The sequence below is a fragment of the Thiocapsa marina 5811 genome (assembly GCF_000223985.1).
Taxonomy (GTDB): Bacteria; Pseudomonadota; Gammaproteobacteria; order Chromatiales; family Chromatiaceae; genus Thiocapsa; species Thiocapsa marina.
In genome coordinates this window covers 127,090-147,257 of the sequence record NZ_AFWV01000010.1, presented here as the reverse complement: position 1 = coordinate 147,257, position 20,168 = coordinate 127,090, and the positions used below count along the sequence as shown (strand labels likewise).

The 20,168-nt window shown below is 64.5% G+C and carries 16 protein-coding genes; 12 read left to right on the top strand and 4 right to left on the bottom strand.

Annotated features, from left to right (window positions below):
* Positions 1–124 precede the first annotated feature (124 nt).
* From THIMADRAFT_RS15525 to THIMADRAFT_RS15515, 3 genes are all read left to right on the top strand, one after another.
* Entirely contained in the window at positions 125–4,735 is a 4,611-nt protein-coding gene (locus THIMADRAFT_RS15525) for a DNA glycosylase AlkZ-like family protein (RefSeq protein ID WP_007194020.1), read from the top strand.
* 543 nt (positions 4,736–5,278) lie between these two features.
* Positions 5,279–5,665 (top strand): VOC family protein, encoded by a 387-nt coding sequence (locus THIMADRAFT_RS15520; protein WP_007194019.1) that lies wholly within the window; start codon positions 5,279–5,281, stop codon positions 5,663–5,665.
* 58 nt (positions 5,666–5,723) lie between these two features.
* Positions 5,724–6,104, top strand: coding sequence for a VOC family protein (locus tag THIMADRAFT_RS15515; RefSeq protein ID WP_007194018.1), 381 nt, complete (start codon positions 5,724–5,726; stop codon positions 6,102–6,104).
* A gap of 1,113 nt (positions 6,105–7,217) precedes the next feature.
* Here the strand turns inward: THIMADRAFT_RS15515 and THIMADRAFT_RS25790 are convergent.
* Positions 7,218–7,967, bottom strand: coding sequence for a sulfurtransferase TusA family protein (locus THIMADRAFT_RS25790; protein WP_007194017.1), 750 nt, complete (start codon positions 7,965–7,967; stop codon positions 7,218–7,220).
* A 263-nt stretch (positions 7,968–8,230) separates the two neighbouring features.
* Positions 8,231–8,551: a YdhR family protein gene (locus THIMADRAFT_RS15510; protein WP_007194016.1), complete on the bottom strand. Its 321-nt coding sequence runs from the start codon at positions 8,549–8,551 to the stop codon at positions 8,231–8,233.
* A gap of 87 nt (positions 8,552–8,638) precedes the next feature.
* On the opposite strand from THIMADRAFT_RS15510, the gene THIMADRAFT_RS15505 reads away from it, so the two are divergent.
* From THIMADRAFT_RS15505 to THIMADRAFT_RS15495, 3 genes are all read left to right on the top strand, one after another.
* Positions 8,639–9,001: a winged helix-turn-helix transcriptional regulator gene (locus THIMADRAFT_RS15505; protein ID WP_007194015.1), complete on the top strand. Its 363-nt coding sequence runs from the start codon at positions 8,639–8,641 to the stop codon at positions 8,999–9,001.
* Positions 9,002–9,872: 871 nt separating this feature from the next.
* The gene (locus tag THIMADRAFT_RS15500; protein ID WP_040731734.1) at positions 9,873–10,082 is read left to right on the top strand and encodes a wHTH domain-containing protein; all 210 of its coding nucleotides are present in this window, start codon (positions 9,873–9,875) and stop codon (positions 10,080–10,082) included.
* A gap of 8 nt (positions 10,083–10,090) precedes the next feature.
* Positions 10,091–10,567 carry a hypothetical protein gene (locus THIMADRAFT_RS15495; RefSeq protein ID WP_007194013.1) on the top strand — a complete coding sequence of 159 codons (477 nt, stop codon included), beginning with the start codon at positions 10,091–10,093 and terminating at the stop codon, positions 10,565–10,567.
* A 95-nt stretch (positions 10,568–10,662) separates the two neighbouring features.
* Here the strand turns inward: THIMADRAFT_RS15495 and nifA are convergent, their stop codons facing one another.
* Both nifA and nifL read right to left on the bottom strand, forming a co-directional pair.
* Positions 10,663–12,243 (bottom strand): nif-specific transcriptional activator NifA, encoded by a 1,581-nt coding sequence (gene nifA, locus THIMADRAFT_RS15490; protein ID WP_007194012.1) that lies wholly within the window; start codon positions 12,241–12,243, stop codon positions 10,663–10,665.
* A gap of 16 nt (positions 12,244–12,259) precedes the next feature.
* Positions 12,260–13,900, bottom strand: a complete 1,641-nt coding sequence (gene nifL / locus THIMADRAFT_RS15485; RefSeq protein ID WP_007194011.1) for a nitrogen fixation negative regulator NifL — start codon at positions 13,898–13,900, stop codon at positions 12,260–12,262.
* A gap of 586 nt (positions 13,901–14,486) precedes the next feature.
* Here nifL and rsxA point away from each other — a divergent pair.
* The 6 genes from rsxA to THIMADRAFT_RS15450 all read left to right on the top strand — a co-directional run bounded on the left by rsxA (position 14,487) and on the right by THIMADRAFT_RS15450 (position 20,151).
* On the top strand, positions 14,487–15,062 hold the full coding sequence (gene rsxA / locus THIMADRAFT_RS15480; RefSeq protein ID WP_040731729.1) for an electron transport complex subunit RsxA: 576 nt from the start codon (positions 14,487–14,489) through the stop codon (positions 15,060–15,062).
* A 256-nt stretch (positions 15,063–15,318) separates the two neighbouring features.
* Positions 15,319–15,852: an electron transport complex subunit RsxB gene (rsxB, locus tag THIMADRAFT_RS15470; RefSeq protein ID WP_007194008.1), complete on the top strand. Its 534-nt coding sequence runs from the start codon at positions 15,319–15,321 to the stop codon at positions 15,850–15,852.
* A gap of 225 nt (positions 15,853–16,077) precedes the next feature.
* The gene (gene rsxC / locus THIMADRAFT_RS15465) at positions 16,078–17,604 is read left to right on the top strand and encodes an electron transport complex subunit RsxC (RefSeq protein ID WP_007194007.1); all 1,527 of its coding nucleotides are present in this window, start codon (positions 16,078–16,080) and stop codon (positions 17,602–17,604) included.
* Position 17,605: 1 nt separating this feature from the next.
* Positions 17,606–18,697: an RnfABCDGE type electron transport complex subunit D gene (locus THIMADRAFT_RS15460; protein ID WP_007194006.1), complete on the top strand. Its 1,092-nt coding sequence runs from the start codon at positions 17,606–17,608 to the stop codon at positions 18,695–18,697.
* Complete coding sequence (locus THIMADRAFT_RS15455) at positions 18,694–19,374, top strand: RnfABCDGE type electron transport complex subunit G (RefSeq protein WP_007194005.1); 681 nt, start codon at positions 18,694–18,696, stop codon at positions 19,372–19,374. Before THIMADRAFT_RS15460 ends, THIMADRAFT_RS15455 begins: the two co-directional genes overlap by 4 nt.
* 51 nt (positions 19,375–19,425) lie before the next feature.
* Entirely contained in the window at positions 19,426–20,151 is a 726-nt protein-coding gene (locus tag THIMADRAFT_RS15450) for an electron transport complex subunit E (RefSeq protein WP_007194004.1), read from the top strand.
* The last annotated feature ends 17 nt before the right edge of the window (positions 20,152–20,168 follow it).

Genomic DNA, 20,168 nt, shown 5'->3' with positions numbered 1-20,168 from the left:
CGGGGCGTTGCACGCTCCGTGGGTATTCTAGTCCGACTCCACGCCGATCGGGCATTGCGGATGGCCTTGGTTCGACCATGGTCTTCGACTCGAAGACCGGATTCATCTCCCCCATGTGCCTTCCATGGACGCCTTCAGCCTTTCCACCCGCCGCTGGTTTACCCAAAACTTCGATGTACCGACCGAGGTCCAGGTCCGAGGTTGGGCCGTCATCGCGTCGGGTCGGCACGCCCTGATCACGGCCCCGACCGGCAGCGGCAAGACGCTTGCGGCCTTTCTCTGGGCGATCGATCGGCTGATGCAGGGCGGGCCGACCGCCGACACCGGTCCCGCCTGCATCCAGGTGCTCTACGTCTCACCGCTGAAGGCCCTGGTCTACGACATCGAGCGCAACCTGCGTGCCCCGCTCGCCGGAATCGCGCGCGCCGCAGAGATACTGGGCGTGCCCGCTCGCCTGCCGCGGGTCGGCATCCGTACCGGCGATACCCCGGCGAAGGAGCGGCAGCGGCAGCTCAAGGAGCCGCCCGAGATCCTGGTGACCACGCCCGAGTCTCTGTATCTGCTGCTCGGCTCAAAGGCGGCGGCCAACCTCGCCGGGGTGCACACACTCATCATCGACGAGGTGCACGCGCTCGCGCCGACCAAGCGGGGCGCTCATCTGGCCCTCTCGCTGGAGCGTCTGGCCGAGCGCTGTGCGAGCGACCCGCAACGTATCGGGCTCTCGGCCACCGTGCGCCCGCTGGCGGAGGCTGCGCTCTATCTCGGAGGCGATCGTGCGGTCGAGATCGTCGATGCCGCCGCCCCGCCGAAGCTGGATCTGCGCGTTCAAGTGCCGGTGCCCGACATGGAGCGCCCGCCCGAGGGCGTCGCGTCTCGGTTCGAAGGCGGCTCCATCCTCGGCGAGCTCTATCGCCAAGCAACGCCCCGAGCGCCCGCCGAGAAAGGCCTGTGGTCGGCCATCCATCCGGCCATCCTCGCCGAGATCCGCGCGCATCGCTCGACCATCGTCTTCGTCAACAGCCGCGGGCTCTGCGAGCGGCTCTGTCAGCGGTTGAACGCGCTGGCCGAGGCGGACCTAGACCCGGGCTCGGACTCGGGCCCGGACCTCCCGGCCGAAGCGGATCGTCCCGAGCTGGTGCGTGCACACCACGGCAGCGTCAGTCTCGAGCAGCGCACCCGGATCGAGGAAGGACTCAAGCGCGGCGATCTGAAGGCCATTGTGGCCACCAGCTCGCTCGAGATGGGCATCGATATGGGCGGCGTGGATCAAGTGCTGCTGGTCGAGTCGCCCGGCTCGGTGGCGCGCGGGCTGCAACGCGTCGGACGCGCTGGGCACGGGGTCGGGCAGGTCAGCACCGGGCGCATCTTCCCGAAGTTCCGGGGCGATCTGCTGGAATGCGCGGTGATCGGGGCGCGGATGCTCGCCGGGGAGCTGGAGCCCTTCCGGATGCCGCGCAACGCACTCGACGTGCTGGCTCAGCAGATCGCCGCCCACTGTGTCGAGACCGAGCGCTCGGTCGCGGATCTTCATCGTCTGGCGAGCCGTGCCGGCCCCTATCGCGAGCTGTCGCGCTCGGCGCTGGAGGCGGTGCTGGATATGCTCTCGGGACGCTATCCCTCGAGCGATTTCGCCGAGCTCAAGCCCCTCCTGGTATGGGACCGTACCGCGGATACACTCGGCGTCCGTAAAGGCACGGCCATGATCACCCGTCTGAACGCAGGCACCATCCCGGATCGCGGCAACTATGCCGTGCATCTCGGCGAGGACGGGCCGCGCATCGGCGAGCTGGACGAGGAGATGGTCTTCGAGACCAAGGCGGGCGATTGCGTCCTGCTCGGTGCCTCCACCTGGCGTGTCGAGGCGATCACGCGCGACCGCGTCCTGGTCTCGCCGGCGCCCGGCGAGCCCGGCAAGCTCCCCTTCTGGCGCGGCGACGGTCCGGGGCGGCCGGTCGAGCTGGGTCGAGCGGTCGGCGCCTTCACGCGCGCGGTCGCGGCCATCCCGGCGGAGCGTGCCGCCGATTGGATTCGTGAGCAGACCCCGTCGGATGCGCTCGCGGCGGCGAACCTGGCCGCCTACATCCAGGATCAGCGCACCGCGACCGGTCAGGTGCCGAGCGATCGCACCATTGTCGTGGAGCGCTTCCGCGACGAGCTGGGCGACTGGCGCATCTGCATCCTCACACCCTTCGGCGCACGCATCCATGCCCCCTGGGCGATGGCCCTGCAATGGCATCTGGGGCGCCGCGAGGGTTTCGAGATCCAGGTGATGTACACCGACGACGGGATCGTGCTGCGTTTCGCCGACGGCGAGGCGCTGCCCGAGCTGACGGATCTCTTGCCGGCACCGGAGGACCTCGACGAGCGGGTCACCGAGCAGCTCGCCGACACCGCGCTCTTCGCTTCGCTCTTTCGTGAAAACGCAGCCCGAGCGCTGCTCCTGCCGCGCCGCTCGGCCAAGGGCAGACAGCCGCTCTGGGCGCAGCGCCTGAAGGCGCACAACCTGCTCGCGGTGGTCCGTCGTTATCCGGCCTTTCCGATCGTGCTCGAGACCTATCGACAGGCGCTCGGCGATGTCTTCGACCTCGCCGGTCTCAAGGATGTCTTGAGCGGCATCCGCAACCGCTCGATCCGCGTCCACGAGGTCGAGACCCGCAGCGCCTCGCCCTTCGCGCGCTCGCTGGTCTTCGCCTATGTGGCCGCCTACATCTACGAGCAGGACGCCCCGCTTGCCGAGCGCCGCGCCCAGGCGCTCACGCTGGATCGCGGTCTTCTGGCCGAGCTGCTGGGTCAGGCGGAGCTGCGCGAGCTGATCGATCCGGCGGTGCTCGATGACCTGGAGCGCGAGCTTCAACACACCGTCGAGGGACGCAAGGCGCGCGATGCCGACGAGCTGCATGACCTGCTGCGACGGCTCGGCGATCTCTCCTCCGCCGAGCTGGCTGAGCGCGCCGAGGGCGATCCCTCGCCCTGGCTCGCGACCTTGGTCGAGCAGCGCCGGGCGGTCGCACTGCGATTCATCGACGGACCGCGTTGGATCGCGGCCGAGGATGTCGGTCTCTATCGCGACGCCTTGGGTCTGGTCCCGCCGCCCGGTCTGCCGGACGCCTTCCTGATGTCCGCGGATGCCCCGCTGGAACATCTGCTGCACCGCTACGCCCGCACGCACGGTCCCTTTCCGACGCGCGACCCGGCCGCGCGTTACGGTCTGAGGGCGACGCAGCTCGAACCCGTCCTGCGTCTCCTGGAGACGCGCGACGAGCTGATCCGCGGCGAGATCCGACCGCTCGGCACCGAGCCCGAATGGTGCGACCCGGAGGTCCTGCGCCGCCTGCGTCGCCGCACCCTGGCCAAGGCGCGCGATGCGGTCGCCCCGGTCGATGCGGCGACCCTCGGGCGATTCCTGCCCGCGTGGCACGGGATCGGCGAGGACATCAAGGGACCGGATCGGCTGCTGGAGGCGCTGCTTCAACTGGAAGGCCTGACGGTGACCTGGTCCCAGCTCGACCGCGTGCTCCTGCCGGCCCGGGTGCCGGGCTACCGCTCGGAGGATCTGGACATGCTCGCTGCCACCGGACAGATCGTCTGGGTCGGCCGCGGCGCGGCGGGCCCGAAGGACGGGCGGATCGCGCTCTATCGACGGGGAAGTCCCGAGCTGGGTGTCGCCGACGAGGAGTCGAGTCGGGCGGAACAGCCGAACGTGTCCGCCGGCGTATCCTCGAATGGTGTAGCGGAAAGGGCACCGCGCGACGCCGCCGCGAACGACTCCGACGTCGCCCGGATCCTGCTCGATCACCTGCGCACCCGCGGGGCATCCTTCCTGATGGAGTTGATGCAGGCCCTAGAGCGCGCCGGGCTGAAGCTCGGCAGAGACGCCTTCGAGTCCGCACTCTGGGATTTGGTCTGGGCCGGGGAGATCACCAACGATACCTTCGCGCCCCTGCGCGCGCTCGGCGGGACGCGTGCACCCAAGCGCGGTCGCGGCACCGCACTGGCCGGCGGGCGCTGGTCGCGCGTGGCCGATCTGCGCATCGAGGCAAGCGACACCGAGCGCCTGCTCGCACGCGCCCGCATCCTACTCGAGCGCTACGGCGTGGTCAGTCGCGAGGCGGTGCAGGCCGAGGGCATCCCGGGCGGCTTCGGTCCGCTCTGCCGGGTCTTCAAACAGATGGAAGAGGGCGGACAGGTCCGCCGAGGCTATTTCGTCGAGGGGCTCTCCGGTGCCCAGTTCGCCCTGAACGGCGCGATCGATCGGCTGCGCAGCGCACGCATCGAGGAGACCCCGATCGAGGGTTTCGGCGCGGACGCGGTCCGGATCCTCGCCGCGATCGACCCGGCCAATCCCTACGGCGCGCTCCTGCCTTGGCCGGACCTCGGCGGCGGTCCGCCACCCAAACGCATCAGCGGCGCCTATCTGATCCTGGTCGCCGGCAAGCCGGTGCTCTATCTCGGCTCGGCCGGGCGACAATTGACGCGGTTCCCGAGCTCGATCAGCGAAGAAGGCGGCGAGTTGCCGCTTGCGCTCGCCGCCCTGCATCGCCTCCCGCAGCGCGGGCGCAAGCGCCTTGCCATCCAACAGATCGACGGACTCCCGGCGCTCGAGTCACCGCTGCGCGAGGCCCTGCTGCACGCGGGCTTTGAATCCGATTACGACGCACTCGTCCCCGCGCGTGGTTACACCACCGGCATCGGCCGGGATCCGAATGCCGTTGCCTGCGCGGGACCGCGGCGCTGAAGCACGGGCGTCATTATCAGCGAGCGACAACCAATGGCGCGCCGTCGCACCCTTGCTGGAGCGCTTGCCAAACAGTCTGCCTGGAACCCGAGAGGCGGCGGAAGGAAGGTTCGTTCTCGCCCCGGAACGTCCTCTCGGCGCGTCGTCCTGAGCGACCGCTCCGGACGCGCAGCGGACTGTGCCGGTCAACCCTCTCGGCCGCCAGTTCCGCACCTGTGCGCGGCGGCCGCGACCCAAGCCCGCCGCTTATGGGAACGCAACGAGCCCGAGGAAACTCGCTCCATCACGTTGATCCGACGGCGGCTTGGGCATAATGTTGGCGCTCCTCGTTGCCGGTTTAGGCGGCCAGGCTGCGCCATTAGCGGTTTAGGCGGCGATACGGCCGCCTAAACCACTAACGATGCCGTTCCAGCGACCGCCTCCCATCTGCAGGCGAATGGGATGTTTGGGATACGGACCTGTCGCGCCCAAAATATCGGGACCGTTCGTCCAGTGAATCCTAGTTAGGCCTTATCAGAATTGATCCACAAAAGGAGAAACACCATGAAAAGCAATCCGGTTGGTTGGTTTGAAATCTATGTTCAGGATATGCCCCGAGCGAAGGCGTTTTACGAAGCTGTGTTCCAAGGCGCATTAGAAGAGTTGAAGAATCCTGACCCCAGCGGCTTCCCTGATATGGAGATGTGGGCGTTTCCGATGTCAATGGAAGAATCTGGCGCTGCGGGTGCATTGGTAAAGATGGCCGGATGTCCATCTGGCGGCAGTACATTGGTCTATTTTTCATGTGAGGATTGCTCAGTTGAGGCTGCCCGTGCAGCAGCACACGGAGGAGAGATCTTCAAGGGCAAGATGTCGATTGGAGGATACGGCTTCATTGCAATGGTTGTGGATACCGAAGGCAATATGATTGGCCTTCATTCAATGCAATGACTCCACGGCCTAACACTGCGCCCTGAGCCACGACGTTGGCCCTCATCAAGGAGCACTGATGACATACAAACCAAGTGGATACACCTCCGTGGCTCCGTACCTCACCGTGAATGACGCTCAGGGCACGATCGATTTCCTCGTTCGAGTGTTTGGCGCGCAGGCGCTGCGAATGGTCCCGGGGAGCGAAGGGACCGTCGCCCACGGAGAGGTGCGTATCGACGACACGGTGATCATGTTCACAGATGCAGTAGAGGGCTGGCCATCTACTCCAAGCCAGGTGCATATCTATGTCGCGGACGTGGACGCGATCTTCGAGCGAGCCCTCGCTGCAGGGGCCACGATCGTGAAGCGACCCATTCAGGACGGCGATGCTGACAAGCGCGGTGGTTTCACCGATGCGGGCGGGACTACTTGGTGGGTCAGCACGCAAGTCGACTGAGGCCTAACCGGACCGTTACGCCCGTTACCTCAACTGTAATCTTAGCTCCAAGCGAAAATGGACAAGAAGACTAGGGGCTCTTGGCTCGTTCATCAAACGGCCAAGTTACAAAACGTTACGAATCAAGGAAGTTATGAGAATAGCTATTTCGCAGGAAAGGCCGGCATTCTACTCTCAGCTATTTCAGCAGATCGCCAAGCAACGTTGGACAATGCCAAATTGGAAGCGCTTGCTAAAGCCTCCAACATAAATGTGCGGTGCCGACCCCGTTAGGAAAGGAGGAAGGCCGGTGCCCTGTGGGAAGAAACGAGCACGTGGATCATAGGGGCGACCGGGGTAAGGGTCCAGGCACCTGGGGAAAGATTCGCGGAGATAACGCAGGGAACGGCCTCGTTCCAGCAGGGGCACGCAGCAACCTGCAAAGACTCAGGGTACAAGGGTAGAACCGAGGCCGTGAGAGGATTGAGGTCGGGCGCATGAGCCCGTAGGAGCGAGAAAGCCGGGGTAATGCCTGGTGACACGGGTGTCAGTCCCGTGCCGAGCGGCGGTCACACCGACCCTCGGGCGAAGGGGCTCTCGGTACAGTGAGCGCCCGGAGGTTGGCAGCGCCATGGGACACTGAGCCCAAGTAATGGCGGTTCACGGCACCTCGGGCTAGTCGTCGGGTAAACCGCTCGGGTGAGGGGTGTATGTGTGCGTGCACTTGAGCTTCCGTCCGTTCGGGAAGGCGCGGCGATGAATAAACCCGTGCTCACTGATCGCCAACCGGACTCGGGAAATCCGACCGTCCGGGATGAGAGGGGGGCTTGCGGAAACGTGAGCGATGGTGAGGGCTGAACGGGCACGTACCGCGGAAACGCCGAAACAGCCAAGCCCGCACCTAAAGTTGCGCGCGCCGTATTTCTACCCGACTCCGTCTGAGACTATTGCAAGCACGGGCGACGCTCAGACTCGGCGGAGACGCGCGGAGCTCGACGCGCAGACGCTCGGCCCCAGGGAAGAGGATTCGGGATGAAGTCTACGGAGGGAGGGGTTTTACCTGCCGAGATTTTGAAGGGCACTTCTGGAGTTTCTGAACGTATGCTCCACGGCAGAGCCCAACATGCGGTGGGCTTACTGGTTGTCCGCAATCTTTCTCTCGCTATCAAGCTTTTCGTCCGAACCACGCTCGATGTAATATGAATACCCGTATTCCCCTTCGGCCAAAGCCAGATGCTTTGCACCCGTGCATCTACACAAATATTCAATATCGTTGACAGAGCCTGGATCGATCGTAACGATTTCAAGGATTTCTCCGACCGCTAATCGACGAAGTGAACGGGCAGTGTGAACTAGCGGAAGCGGGCATCCCATGCGTCTAGCATCAAGAGAGTCTGCTATCTGTGGATGCTTTGGTGCTGTGGGCAGATCTTTACCGAAACGATGATTCTGGAGTTTCGACGAGGTCTTTCGACTCGCGGAAAGTTGTTGCGGATTCATTGTGGAGATGACCCAGCTTGGCGCTGGTGTATTACCATAGATGTTGCATATTGACGTGAGGGATTTCGGGTCAAAAATCCGCATTAGTGTCGGATCTTTTAACGAGTCTGCGAATACGAGCCCGCAATAGTGGCGTGGATGTGACTGACGAAGGTATGCTTGAAGTGCATTTAGCGAGGAGGCGAGGTCGCCGATGGTATCGACTTCACTGGGTCGGTTATCACCTAGCATACGTGCATCATTTCTGTAAAGCCACCACCCTGAGCCCTCTGACTGGCGGATGACACTAAAGATCCGGTCGAGGATATGCCAGTCGATAATGCCTGCTAGCGTACCAGGCAGTAACGCGACAGACTGTCTCGACGCATCGTGATTGTCTAACATGACAGAAGCCAGTTATGTTTCGCTCGATTGTGGGAGCATCTCGTACTGCCGGAATCGCCAAATCGCGCGGATGCGCCGTGCGGTAGATGTGCAACATCGATCCATTTCAACCGCCATCAAGATCCCTTGAGCTGCCCAACGCTTAAGTTACGCGGTAGCGCAAGTAATACCGTTGGAGGCCAGGAGCGAACGCGTGGACGATAGCGCCGAGAGCGGCCATGTGAAAGGTGGGAACGGTACACCGCTTCAGGCCGAGGCAGCAGTCAAATTGCGAAGAACGGCGAATTCATGCCCTTACTCGCCTCGGCCACAACGTCGCCATCGAATTGCTTGACGGTGAGGCTGGCGCCGGCAGCTTTGGCAAACTCGGCCAGCATGCCTTCGGCATAGTTTCTGGCGTTCTGCTCAGAGTCGAACTCGTAGAACCCCCCGACGGAGTGGGTGTTGATACCGCTTAACCAGGTCTTGCTGCGCAGTCCGGGCACGGACTGCATGGTGGCATTTGCCTCCCGCCAAACGCCTTCGTTGAAAGGCACGGAGGCTTGAAATTCGGCATAAAGAAAAACACGACCTAGTTGCGTCATGGCTGGCTCCTTAGGTTACTTGTCGAGCATCGTAGGTTCAACTGTATACTCTTGGCAAGTACGCACCTTTTGGTAATATTTGAGTCCATGTTTGAAGCTGCCAACCCGTACAACCTGAATTGTCCCTCCCGCGACCTGCTCGACCTGATCGGGGGCAAGTGGACGATCCTGATTCTGTGCTGCCTCCAGCAGGGCCCGGTTCGAGCGGGCGCGTTGATGCGTTCGGTGGGGGGTATCTCGCAAAAGATGCTCACACAAACCCTGCGCGATCTTGAGCGCGACGGGTTCGTTGAGCGCATCAGCTATCCGGAGGTGCCGCCTCGCGTCGAGTACCAGCTTACGGAGCTCGGTCGGTCCTTGAGCGAATTGGCGCGTGCGATGGAGCAGTGGGTCGTCGCGAACTATCCAGCCATCATGGCAAAACGAGGTAAAGGGGTTAGCTCCCGTTAATAGAGGAACCGCCCCACGAGCAGGTAAGCGCGACCTGTTGTCCCTCAGGCTATTCCGCCAGGTCTTCTCAGAATAATCCGGAGCGGCTCTACCGGATTCCGCCAACGCTGTCGCTGAGGCTCACGAGTCGTGACCACGACTTCCGACGTTCGGACTTCGTCGCGGCGGCAATCGACGACAAGAGACCTTCCACCCTGCCTAGCCCAGGGGCCGCAATATCCTCTTATGCAAAGGTCGCGATTATGCAAAGGGAGCCGCCGCAGGGCGCACCGATCGCCGTTGGATGGCGGCCAGGCAGCGCTAAAGGCTTGTCATAATCAGAGCGTCGTCAGGAAGAGAATCAGGCGGTCAGGTGTCCGGTACCGTTGGAGCGCCGTGTCCGATTCGTGGATTCTGGCCAGGGCCTGCCGCTTCCCCAGCAAATCGCCTTCGCGCTACTGGTGCGTCGTCACAGGGCTTTCGTGGCCGAGCCTGAGTGCAATGGGTCAGGGTGTCCACGGTGGAGGCTTTAAGGTGTGTGTCGCTGCTCTTGCTGGCGTCCTGCCAGGCGGAGACGCCACTTCAGGAGATGGAAGCGATTATGTCGAGCATTTGGCGGGGGCGACGCGCACTTGGCCGCTTCCCGCGCCACCTTGCGCGGGCTCCAGGAGGGAAGCTTTCCATAATCACGAACTTTGCATAAGGACGCTTATGTAAAGCTTTCCATAAGCGTCCGAACCTGCCGCTCGGTCCCCGGACCTCAGCGGCAGGTCTGGGTAGTATCCGGTCTATGCGGATCGTCAGCGTCAGCGTCTGCAAAGCGTTGAAGAGTCGCTCAAACTAGTTTTCCGTTGAAATAGCATGAGCGACAACATCCGCCCGTTGCGCCGCAGTGCTTGCTCTCGCCGACACCTGCGCAGACGGGATCGGCCGTAAGCTGCTTTCGCAAGACATTGACGCATTGAATCCCCGGCTTGAGCCCAAATCGCCGATAGCCGACGACCGGATCGCCAAAGCAGCAAATCAGCTCAAACGTCCGCCACAAGCGATTCGCGAGCGCTACGAGCGATTGGCGAAGCAGTTCGATCGCAAGCTGGAGTGACCGGGCTCGTGGATCGAGAAGCTGTTGATCTGGGTAGCGCCGCCTATCACGAGATTGCCCCGCATCTGGTACTCATGGCGTTCCTGCATCGGGTGGCCAACGGCGAGGGCACGCCGGAGCGCGAATACGCAATCGGCTCGGGCCGGATGGATCTATGTCTGCGCTACGGGGCGGTCACGCTCGGAATCGAGTTGAAGGTCTGGCGCGACGGTGCGGCCGATCCGTTGGAAGATGGGTTGGCGCAATTGGATGGGTCTCTCGCCGGTCTTGGGCTCGACGGTGGCTGGCTCGTGATCTTCGATCCCGCACCGGCTAGCCGCCGATCGCCGAGCGCACGAGCAGCGTGGAGACGCGCAGCCCGCAGGGCCGACAGATCCGTGTGGTGCGGGCTTAAACCGCGCTCGGCGCGGTATGCGATGCTTTTGGATGGGATCGGGCTCGGCAGACATGACAGCCGTTGGAGTCTGCGCGGTTTAAGAGATTAAAAACTATATCGTTTTAAACCGCGTCTCCGCCAAGGATTGTGGATGCAGCAAACGTCGATCTCACTCGAAGATGAGCATCTCGCTCCGGACGCGGTTTAAAACTGCCGCATCTTGATGTTCAGCGTCTGGATCCGGTAGGCGATCTGGCGGGGTGTCATGTTGAGCAGCCGCGCGGCCTTGGCCTGGACCCAGCCGGCCTCTTCCAGCGCGGCGATGACGCGCTCGCGCTCGTCGATGTCGGGGTCGTTGAAGTCGATCGTGGATGTCTTCGCGGGCGTGCTCGTCAGCGGCTCGCTCGCGAGCGCGGCCACGTTCAGGCCGGTCAGCTCGATGACGTCGCGATCGATGATTCCCTGCTCGCTCATGACGGCGGCGCGCTCCATGCAGTTCTCGAGCTCGCGGACATTGCCGGGCCAGTCGTGTCGCATCAGGATGCGCAGGGCGCTGTCGGTGATCGAGAGGTCGCGTCCCTGCATGCGCGAGACCTTCTCCACGAGAAAGCGGGCGAGGTCGGGGATGTCCTCGATGCGCTCGCGCAGCGCGGGCATGCGGATGGGCATGACGTTCAAGCGGTAGTAGAGATCCTCGCGGAAGTCGCCTGCGCGCACCTCGGCCTCGAGGTCGCGATTGGTGGCCGCGATGACGCGCACGTCGACCTTGAGGGTGCGACCGCCGCCGACCCGCTCGAACTCGCCCTCCTGCAGGACGCGCAGCAGCTTGGCCTGGAAGGCCGGGGTGATCTCGCCGATCTCGTCGAGAAAGAGGGTGCCGCCGTCGGCCTGCTCGAAACGGCCTTTGCGTTGGCTGATGGCCCCGGTGAAGGCGCCCTTTTCGTGGCCGAAGAGTTCGGATTCCAGCAGATTGTCGGGCAGGGCCGCGCAGTTGAGCTTGACGAAGGCGGCGCGGGCGCGCGGCGAGTTGTAATGGATGGCGTTGGCGATCAACTCCTTGCCGGTGCCTGATTCGCCCCGAATCAGGACCGTGGTGTTCCATTTCGCCACTTGGCGAACCTGATCGAAGACCAGACGCATGGCGTCCGTGTGCCCGATGATGCTGTCGAATCCATGGGTGCCCTTGACCTCGCGACGGAGCTTGTCGCGCTCCTCGCGCAAGGCTTGCTGCTCGGCCTCGACGGTGCGGGCAAGACGGACCGCTTGGCCGATCAGATTGGCGACCATCTCCAGAAAACGTGCACGCTCTTCGAGCAGCCCGTCGGCCACGGGAGGCTGGGCGGCAAAGACGCCGATCGCACCGCCTTCGCCGAGTCGGATCGGGACACCGATAAAGGGTAGGTTCGGATCGTAGAGACTGAGTCGATCGAGGAAGCGCGGCTCGTCGCCGATGCGCGGCACGATCCAAGGCCGATTCCGGGAGAGGATGCTGCCGATCACGCCCTCGCCGGGCTGATAGGCGATGCGGTCGGTCGCGTGGGGGTCGTCGCTGTGCAGCGCGCGGATCAAGAGCTCGCCGCGATCCTCGCTCAGGAGACTGACCATTCCGTGTCGAAGGCGGCCGCGCTCGTGCAGGACGCCGAGCACCTCGCTCAGGGTCTGGCGCAGATCGAGCGAACGGCTGAGCACGGAGCTCACCTCGAAGAGTGCGCTCAGTTGGGATTCGAGCAGATCCAACCGGCAGGCCTGCTCGGCGCTGCCGGGGACGGGGAAGTCGGCATTCATGAGGGTTGGTGCAAGCTCAGTCGTCGTCGGGGACTGCCGTCAGTGACAGGCGAATTCGGCAGCCATCGGTCATTGTCGGGTCGACCTCGATAGTGCCTCCATGGGCGTTGACGATCTCTTGACTGAGGGCAAGACCCATACCGGCCTTGCCGCGGCGGTTGCGCCAGCCGATGTAGAAGGGTTCGAACACCCGATAGCGGTCTTCGGCCGGGATCCCCGGGCCGTTGTCTTCGATCTCGACCTCGACGGCCTCGTCGACACGGCGGGTGGTCAGGCGCAGCTCGCGGTGCGCGCGGTTGGTCTCGCAGAGCGCCTGAATGGCATTGTCGATCAGGTGCTTGAATAAGGCGCGCAACTGGTTCTTGTGGCCCGCCAGCTCGGGCAGGACATGTGCCGGGCGCCAATCGACCACGATCCCCGTGGCCAACAGCCGATCGGTCTCCAGCTCCAGGACCTGGCGAAGGAGCTCGTTGACGTTGACCATGACCCCGGCCTCGCGCGGCTCCTCGGGCAGTGCCGAGGTCAGGGTCGCGAGCGCTTTGGCGCCGGACACGCTGATCTGGTCGAGCATCCCGGCGAGCGTGTCGACGTTGCCGGCCCCGCCGCGCACCATGGCCGCGGCGGCATTGATGACGTTGAGCGGGACCTGGATCTGATAGATGGCCGCGGCGAGTGCCTCGCGCATTCCATGCATCAGCTGTTGCTCGGCGAGTCTGGCGCGCAGGTTTTCCAGATGGGCCCGCTCGATCTCGCGCCGCCGCGCCGTGACCTCGTTGGCGAGGAGAAGCAGACGCCGGTCACCGGGGGCCTGGCGACCGAAATAGGTCCGAGCACTGGCGTCGCTCTCCTCGACCGGTGTTCCCGAGCAGGCGAACCAGCGTGGCCCCATCGACCCCGGGATCTCGATGGCGACCTCGACATCCTTGAAGCCGCGCCCCTCCAAACAGGCGGCGAAGGCGTCCAGGCCGAGCTGCTCGCTCACCGCCGCGCGCAGCACATCGGCAGGCTCCTTGCCGCGAAGGTCTCCGAACAGCTTCTTGTACTCCTGGTTGTCCAGGATGATCTGGCCCTTGCTGTCGAGCAGGGCGACGATCACCGGGGCTGCGTCCAGCACGGTTTCGATGCGGGCCTTCTGTTGACGCAGCGCCCCCTCGAGCTCGTGGACCTTGGTCGCGTCGCGATGCATCCCGAGGAAGTACTGGAGATCCCCGTCGCGATCCAGCACCGGGGAGATGATCAGCTCGGCCAGATAATCCAGGCCCGCTTTCGTGCGGTTGACCAGCGTGCCGGTCCAGGTCTCTTTGCGCTGGATGGTCCGCCAAAGCTGTTGGTAGACGCTGGGCGGGGTCGCGTTGCTCGAGAGGATCGACTCGTTTTGGCCGAGGACCTCTTCGCGGCTATATCCGGTCAAGGTTTCGAAGGCACGATTCGCGTAGAGGATCGCCGCTCTGTGGTCCGTGATGGAGATGGCCACGGGCGACTGCTCGACCGCTTCGAAGAAGAGGCGCGGAGGCAGCGGATCCAACACATTGCCGCCCATCAGCGTCAGCGCCTCGACAACCTCGATCGGGGTCCCGTCGGGCGGCGAGGCCAGAAACTCGCCGAGTGCGTTGATGACGACCTGCTGGACGGTGTCCGGGGCTTCTCGGACCGGCACGGCACTCTCCTGATTGCTGTTCGTGGCGGAGTTAAAAGGCAATTTTAATGCCATCGGCCATGGGTAACGACCCGGAAATGAGGCGAATACCTTGGTCGGCGGGTAGGCTGGGGTGAGCTTGCGAACCCCGGCATCCCCGACGTCGGCTTCAAGAGCTGGTGCGCAAGCACAAGCCGGCCTTCATGTTTCGCTCGTTGTCGGATGTTACCGGGTGCGGGGCGACCGAGGGGCGCCCTGTCCGCTCGGACGGCACAGCGGCCTCGTCCGGATCCGATCAGACGATGTCCATGTCAGTTTTACGACATTTCTACGCGACTGCAACCTGGATTTCTGTTGTCACCGCGACAGCCCGGCTCCTGCGGTATCACGCCTAAGTCGAAGCCCCAAACGCCTGCCGGCTGCCGACTGCTCCGTATCGTCCTCTTCCGGATCGCGCTCAATCTATTGACGACGCACCGACATTTCGGTCTCCGGCCCCTCTTCTGACGACACCCGGTCGGCCTGGTGCGAGCCTCGCACTCGGCGGCTGGCACCGCATTTGCTGTGGTCATGACATCAAGGTCGCGAGGCAAGGGCGTTCATCCGTATGGGCGAGTATGTGATGCTGATTCTCGGCACGGCGTTAGTCAACAACGTCGTGCTGGTCAAGTTCCTGGGGCTGTGTCCCTTCATGGGGGTGTCGAACAAGCTCGACTCGGCCCTCGGAATGGGGCTGGCCACCACCTTCGTGCTGACCTTGGCCGCAGTCGCGAGCTGGCTGCTCGAATGGTTCGTGCTCCAGCCGCTGGATATCGGCTTCCTGCGCATCCTGACCTTCATCCTGGTGATCGCTGCAGTCGTGCAGTTTACCGAGATGGCCGTACGCAAGCTCTCGCCGGCGCTCTATCAGGTCTTGGGGATCTTCCTCCCCCTCATCACGACCAACTGCGCGGTGCTCGGCGTGGCCCTGTTGAATGTTCAAGAGGAGCACGGGTTTCTCGAAAGCGTGCTTTACGGGTTCGGCTCGGCGCTCGGGTTCACATTGGTGATGTTGCTGTTCGCCGGTATGCGCGAGCGACTGGCGCTGGCGCAGGTACCGGCAGCCTTTACCGGGACGCCGATCGCCTTTATCGCGGCCGGTCTCTTGTCGTTGGCCTTCATGGGCTTCGCCGGGTTGGCGTGAAACTCCGGAACGCGGTCGGCGCGACAGGCAAGCAGTGGTGAAGCGCTCAAACTCTTGTCCGGTCAGCGGCCATGGCGGGACGCGTTCCGGAGGGCGAGAGATCGCTGAAGGGGGGGCGCTGCACGGGTGTGACGATTTTCGAGACGGATGCCGACGGCGTTCGGGTCGGGTTTCGGAAGGCAGCGGACCAGCAGTTCCTTGGCCGCCTGGAAGGGCACAACCAACATGACGGATTCTTAAACGAGATCGGAACACGATGATAGCCGCGATCTTTAGCCTCACGACACTCGGTCTGATTTTGGGTTGGCTCCTGGGCCTCGCCGCACGCTATCTGAAGGTCGAGGGCAATCCACTCGCCGAGCGGGTCGTCGAGCTGCTGCCCGGCTCGCAGTGCGGTCAATGCGGTTATCCGGGATGTACGCCGGCGGCGGAAGCGATCGCCTCGGGCGCCGCCTCGGTGACCATCTGTCCGCCGGGCGGACGTGCCTTGGCGGAGGAGCTTGCGGGTGTGCTCGGCGTCAATGTCGACCTCTCCGGCGTCGCCGACAAAGCGCCGGCGATCGCGCACATCCACGAGAACCTCTGCATCGGCTGCTGTAAATGCTTCAAGCGCTGCCCGACCGACGCGATTATGGGGGCCAACAACATGATCCACAGCGTCTTCGCCGACGCCTGCACCGGCTGCGAGCTCTGCTTCGACGTCTGTCCGACCGAATGCATCGAAATGCGCCCGGTCACGCCGACCCTACAGACCTGGTATTGGGCGAAGCCGAGCGTGCCGGCGCCGTGAGGCTAGCCACCGGCCGCCAGCCGCCAGCCGCCAGCCTCGGTTTGGATGATGGCAGGCGGCAGGCGGCAGGCGGCAGGCGGCAGGCGGCAGGCGGCAGGAGGCAGGAGGCAGGCGGCAGGCGGCAGGCGGCAGGCGGCAGGCGGCAGGCGGCAGGAGGCAGGCGGCAGGAGGCACCCCCGCGCAACGCCCGAAACATCGAGACGCAGAGACGAGAAACCCCCGACGATGAAACTCTTCAAGATCCGCGGCGGCGTGCATCCGCACGACAACAAGCACCTCGCGGCCGGTCAGGCGATCGAGGACCTGCCGATGCCGGCGTTGCTGCACATCCCGTTGCAGCAGCACATCGGCGCGCCGGCCAAACCCGCCGTGCGACGTGGTCAGCAGGTGGCCAAGGGCGATCTGCTCGCCTTCAGCCAGGGCGTCATCTCGGCGCCCGTGCATGCGCCGACATCGGGACGGGTGATGGGCGTCGGCAGCTATCCTGCGCATCACGCCTCCGGGCTCTCGGTACGGACCGTGACGCTGAAGCCCGACGGCGAAGATCGGTGGTCGGACGAGATCCAAGGTGTCTCCGATCCCTTTGCTCTGACGCCCGAAGAGATTGCAACGCGGGTCGCCGCGGCCGGCATTGTCGGGATGGGCGGTGCGACCTTCCCGTCCGCGGTGAAGCTCAATCTGCGCACCCGCTACCGTCTGCACACCCTGGTGATCAACGGGGCTGAATGCGAGCCCTATCTGACCTGCGACGACCGGCTCATGCGCGAGCATGCCGAGGAGGTCATCGACGGGGTCCGAATCATGGCGCACGCGCTGGGGGTGGAGCGGATCATCGTCGCCATCGAGAACAACAAGCCCGAGGCACAGGCGGCGGTGGCGCTGGCCGCCTCGGTGGATCCGCGGATCCGCGTCGCCCGCCTGCCGACGCGTTATCCGATGGGGTCTGAAAAGCATCTGGTGCAGGCCCTGACCGGCCGCGAGACCCCGGCGCGCGGGTTGACTGCGGACATCGGCGTGGTCGTGCACAACGGCGCGACGGCCTTCGCGGTTCACGAGGCGCTGCGTTTTGGTCGGCCGCTGGTCTCGCGCATCGTGACCGTCAGCGGCGGCGCCGTCTCGCGCCCGCGCAACCTGCGCGTGCCGATCGGAGCGCGGGTCCAGGATCTGCTCGAATACTGCGGTGGTTTCACCGAACAGCCCGCGCAGCTCATCAGCGGCGGTCCCATGATGGGCCAACCTCTGCCGAGCACACGCGTCCCCATGGTCAAGGGCAGTAACGGTGTCTTGGCGCTCACCGGGGCCGAGGCCGCGGGGCATGAGCCCATGCCCTGTATCCGCTGCGCGACCTGCGTGCAGGCCTGTCCATGCGGGCTGGTTCCGCTCGACATGGCTGCTCACACGCGCGCCGGCGATCTGGATGGTGCCGTAAGCCTCGGCCTGATGGATTGCATCGGTTGCGGTTCCTGCGCCTATGTCTGCCCGGCCCATATCCCCTTGGTGCAGTACTTCAACTATGCCAAAGGCGAGATGGCCGCGCGCGGACGGGCCAAGCAGAAGATGACCGAGACCAAACGCCTGGCCGAGCAGCGCACCGCCCGGATGGAGGCGATCAAGCAGGCCAAGCGCGAGGCGATGGCCAAGCGCAAGCGCGAGGCCGCGGCGAAGAAGGCCGCCGAGACGGCGGCGGCCGATGCCGCGACCATGACGTCCGGGGCGGCAGCCGAGCCCACGGCGACGACGGCGGAGGCCTGAGATGCAGATCGAGACAGCGCCCTCGAGCGCAGGCCCCTTCGCCCACGCCCGCACCAGCATTCAACGCACCATGAGTCTGGTGATGCTGGCGCTCTTGCCGGCGACCCTCTTCGGCTTCTGGCAGTTCGGCTGGCCGGCGATCTTTCTCTTCTTCGCCACCCTGAGCACCGCGGTTCTTGCCGAGGCGGTCTGCTTGCGGATCGCGGGCAAACCGCAACGTCAGTACCTACTCGACGGCTCGGCCCTGCTGGCCGGGTGGATCCTGGCGGTGAGTCTGCCGCCGTGGGCGCCCTGGTGGATCGGCGCGATCGGCGCCCTGCTGGCCGTCGTGGTCGCCAAGCAGGTCTTCGGCGGCCTCGGTCAAAACCTGTTCAACCCGGCGATGGTGGCGCGGGTGGCCCTCTTGATCTCCTTTCCCTTGGAGATGACCAACTATGTCCAGCCCATGCCGCTGTTTTCCGCCGATGCGCCGGGATTCCTGCAGAGCGTGGGGATCAGTCTCGGTCAGCCGGGTTTCGATGCCGTCAGCGGGGCCACCCTGTTGAGCCATGTGCGCACCGAGCTCAGCCAGGGCCTCACCCTGACCGAGATTCTCCCCGACATGGGTTACCTCTTCTCCGGCGCCGTCGGTACCATCGCCGGCAGCATGGGCGAGACCTCGGCGCTTCTTATCCTGCTCGGTGGACTCTTCCTGCTCGTCAAACGCGTGATCACCTGGCATACGCCGGTGGCCATGATCGGCAGCCTCGCGATCCTCGCCACCCTGATGAATCTCTACGACCCCGAGCACTATGCTGGCGCCCTCTATCACGTCGTCTCGGGTGCGACGCTGCTGGTGGCCTTCTTCATCGCCACGGACCCGGTGACTTCGCCCGTCTCCAAGACGGGGCAGATCATCTTCGGGGCCGGCTGCGGGGTCTTGGTCTACGTCATCCGGACCTGGGCCGGTTACCCGGAAGGTGTCGCCTTCGCCATCCTGCTCATGAACGCCTGCACCCCGATGATCGATCACTACGTCCGGCCGCGCGTCTACGGCCGTGATCGCCGCGGCACGCCGATCGAATATGCCGACAACGCCGAGATGCGCAAATGACCACCGTTGCCCAACCCAGCTATCGAAAACGCATCGGCTACCAGGCGGGCCTGCTCGGGGGCTTCACCCTGATCGCCGCGGCCCTCCTGGTGATGGGCGACATCGCCACGCGCGACACCATCGCACTGCGCAAGGCCGAGGATCTCAAGGCGTCGCTCGCGGAGGTCATTCCGCCGTCGATCCACGACAATGATCTGTTGGCCGATCCGCTCACGCTGGAAGGTCCGGACGGCGCACCGCTGATCGTCTACCGCGCGCGTGAAGGACTCCAGGTCACCGGTGTTGCCTACCGGATCGCCGGCGTCGGTTATGCCGGTACGATCGAGCTGCTGCTCGGGCTCGACACGTCCGGGACGGTCCTGGGGGCACGCGTCCTCTCGCATGCGGAGACGCCCGGGCTCGGCGACAAGATGGAGGTCTCCAAGAGCGACTGGATCCTGGGTTTCGACGGCTTGAGCCTCGGCAATCCACCCGCGGAGCGCTGGATGGTGAAGAAGGACGGCGGCGATTTCGATCAGTTCACGGGGGCCACCATCACGCCGCGCGGGATCCTCGGGGCATTGCGCGGCGGACTGGAGTTCTTCGCCGAGCACCGCGACACCCTGACCGCTTCCGCGGTCGTTCAGGTCGACACGCCGGACGCCGCCCGCGCGGGAGCCCCCGCGCGGAAGCCCTGAGTCGAGCGTCGGGCGGCAGAGTTCTTTCGGGATAGATTGCATCGAGGCGATATGAGTACAGCGACAGCTACGGCGAAAGCCATCCCTTCAGGCGAAAAGAACGAGACCCGATGGGGCCGGATCGCACGCGACGGCTTCTGGGACAACAACGTGGTCTTCGCCCAGTCGCTTGCCCTGTGCCCGCTGCTCGCCGTGACGGGCACGGCGACCAACGGGCTCGGGATGGGGCTCGCGACCACCGCGGTGATGGTGGCCTCCGGGCTGATCATCTCCACCTTGCGCGGCCTGATTACGCCCGAGGTGAGGATTCCGGTCTTCGTCCTGATCATCGCCGTCCTGGTGACCCTGGTGGACCTGGGGCTCAACGCCTGGTTGCACGATCTGCACAAGGTCCTGGGTCTCTTTATCCCCCTGATCGTGACCAACTGCGCCATCCTGGGCCGGGCCGAGTCATTCGCGTCGCGCAATCCGACCATGCCGGCTGCCTTCGACGGGCTGATGATGGGCGTAGGCTTTACCGTCGTCCTGGTCGCGCTGGGCGCGATCCGCGAGATCATCGGCAGCGGAACCCTGTTTGCCGACGCCGAGCTGCTGCTCGGAGAAGGAATGGCTTTTCTGGAGCTGACGCTGATCCCGGAATACCGCGGTTTCCTGCTTGCGGTCTTGCCGCCCGGTGGATTCCTGGCCCTCGGTTTCATGCTCGCCGGCAAGCGTCTGATCGACGCCCGAATCGCGGCGTCCAAGCAGCCTGCATCGCCCGCCGGCGCGGTCGCCTGAGCCGTTCCCGAACCCCT

Bases quoted from the DNA above. Each gene is read 5' to 3' on its own strand.
- THIMADRAFT_RS15525 (WP_007194020.1), top strand. From the start codon at position 125: ATGGACGCCTTCAGCCTTTCCACCCGCCGCTGGTTTACCCAAAACTTC.
- THIMADRAFT_RS15520 (WP_007194019.1), top strand. From the start codon at position 5,279: ATGAAAAGCAATCCGGTTGGTTGGTTTGAAATCTATGTTCAGGATATG.
- THIMADRAFT_RS15515 (WP_007194018.1), top strand. From the start codon at position 5,724: ATGACATACAAACCAAGTGGATACACCTCCGTGGCTCCGTACCTCACC.
- THIMADRAFT_RS25790 (WP_007194017.1), bottom strand. From the start codon at position 7,967: ATGTTAGACAATCACGATGCGTCGAGACAGTCTGTCGCGTTACTGCCT.
- THIMADRAFT_RS15510 (WP_007194016.1), bottom strand. From the start codon at position 8,551: ATGACGCAACTAGGTCGTGTTTTTCTTTATGCCGAATTTCAAGCCTCC.
- THIMADRAFT_RS15505 (WP_007194015.1), top strand. From the start codon at position 8,639: ATGTTTGAAGCTGCCAACCCGTACAACCTGAATTGTCCCTCCCGCGAC.
- nifA (WP_007194012.1), bottom strand. From the start codon at position 12,243: ATGAATGCCGACTTCCCCGTCCCCGGCAGCGCCGAGCAGGCCTGCCGG.
- rsxA (WP_040731729.1), top strand. From the start codon at position 14,487: ATGGGCGAGTATGTGATGCTGATTCTCGGCACGGCGTTAGTCAACAAC.
- rsxB (WP_007194008.1), top strand. From the start codon at position 15,319: ATGATAGCCGCGATCTTTAGCCTCACGACACTCGGTCTGATTTTGGGT.
- rsxC (WP_007194007.1), top strand. From the start codon at position 16,078: ATGAAACTCTTCAAGATCCGCGGCGGCGTGCATCCGCACGACAACAAG.
- THIMADRAFT_RS15460 (WP_007194006.1), top strand. From the start codon at position 17,606: ATGCAGATCGAGACAGCGCCCTCGAGCGCAGGCCCCTTCGCCCACGCC.
- THIMADRAFT_RS15455 (WP_007194005.1), top strand. From the start codon at position 18,694: ATGACCACCGTTGCCCAACCCAGCTATCGAAAACGCATCGGCTACCAG.
- THIMADRAFT_RS15450 (WP_007194004.1), top strand. From the start codon at position 19,426: ATGAGTACAGCGACAGCTACGGCGAAAGCCATCCCTTCAGGCGAAAAG.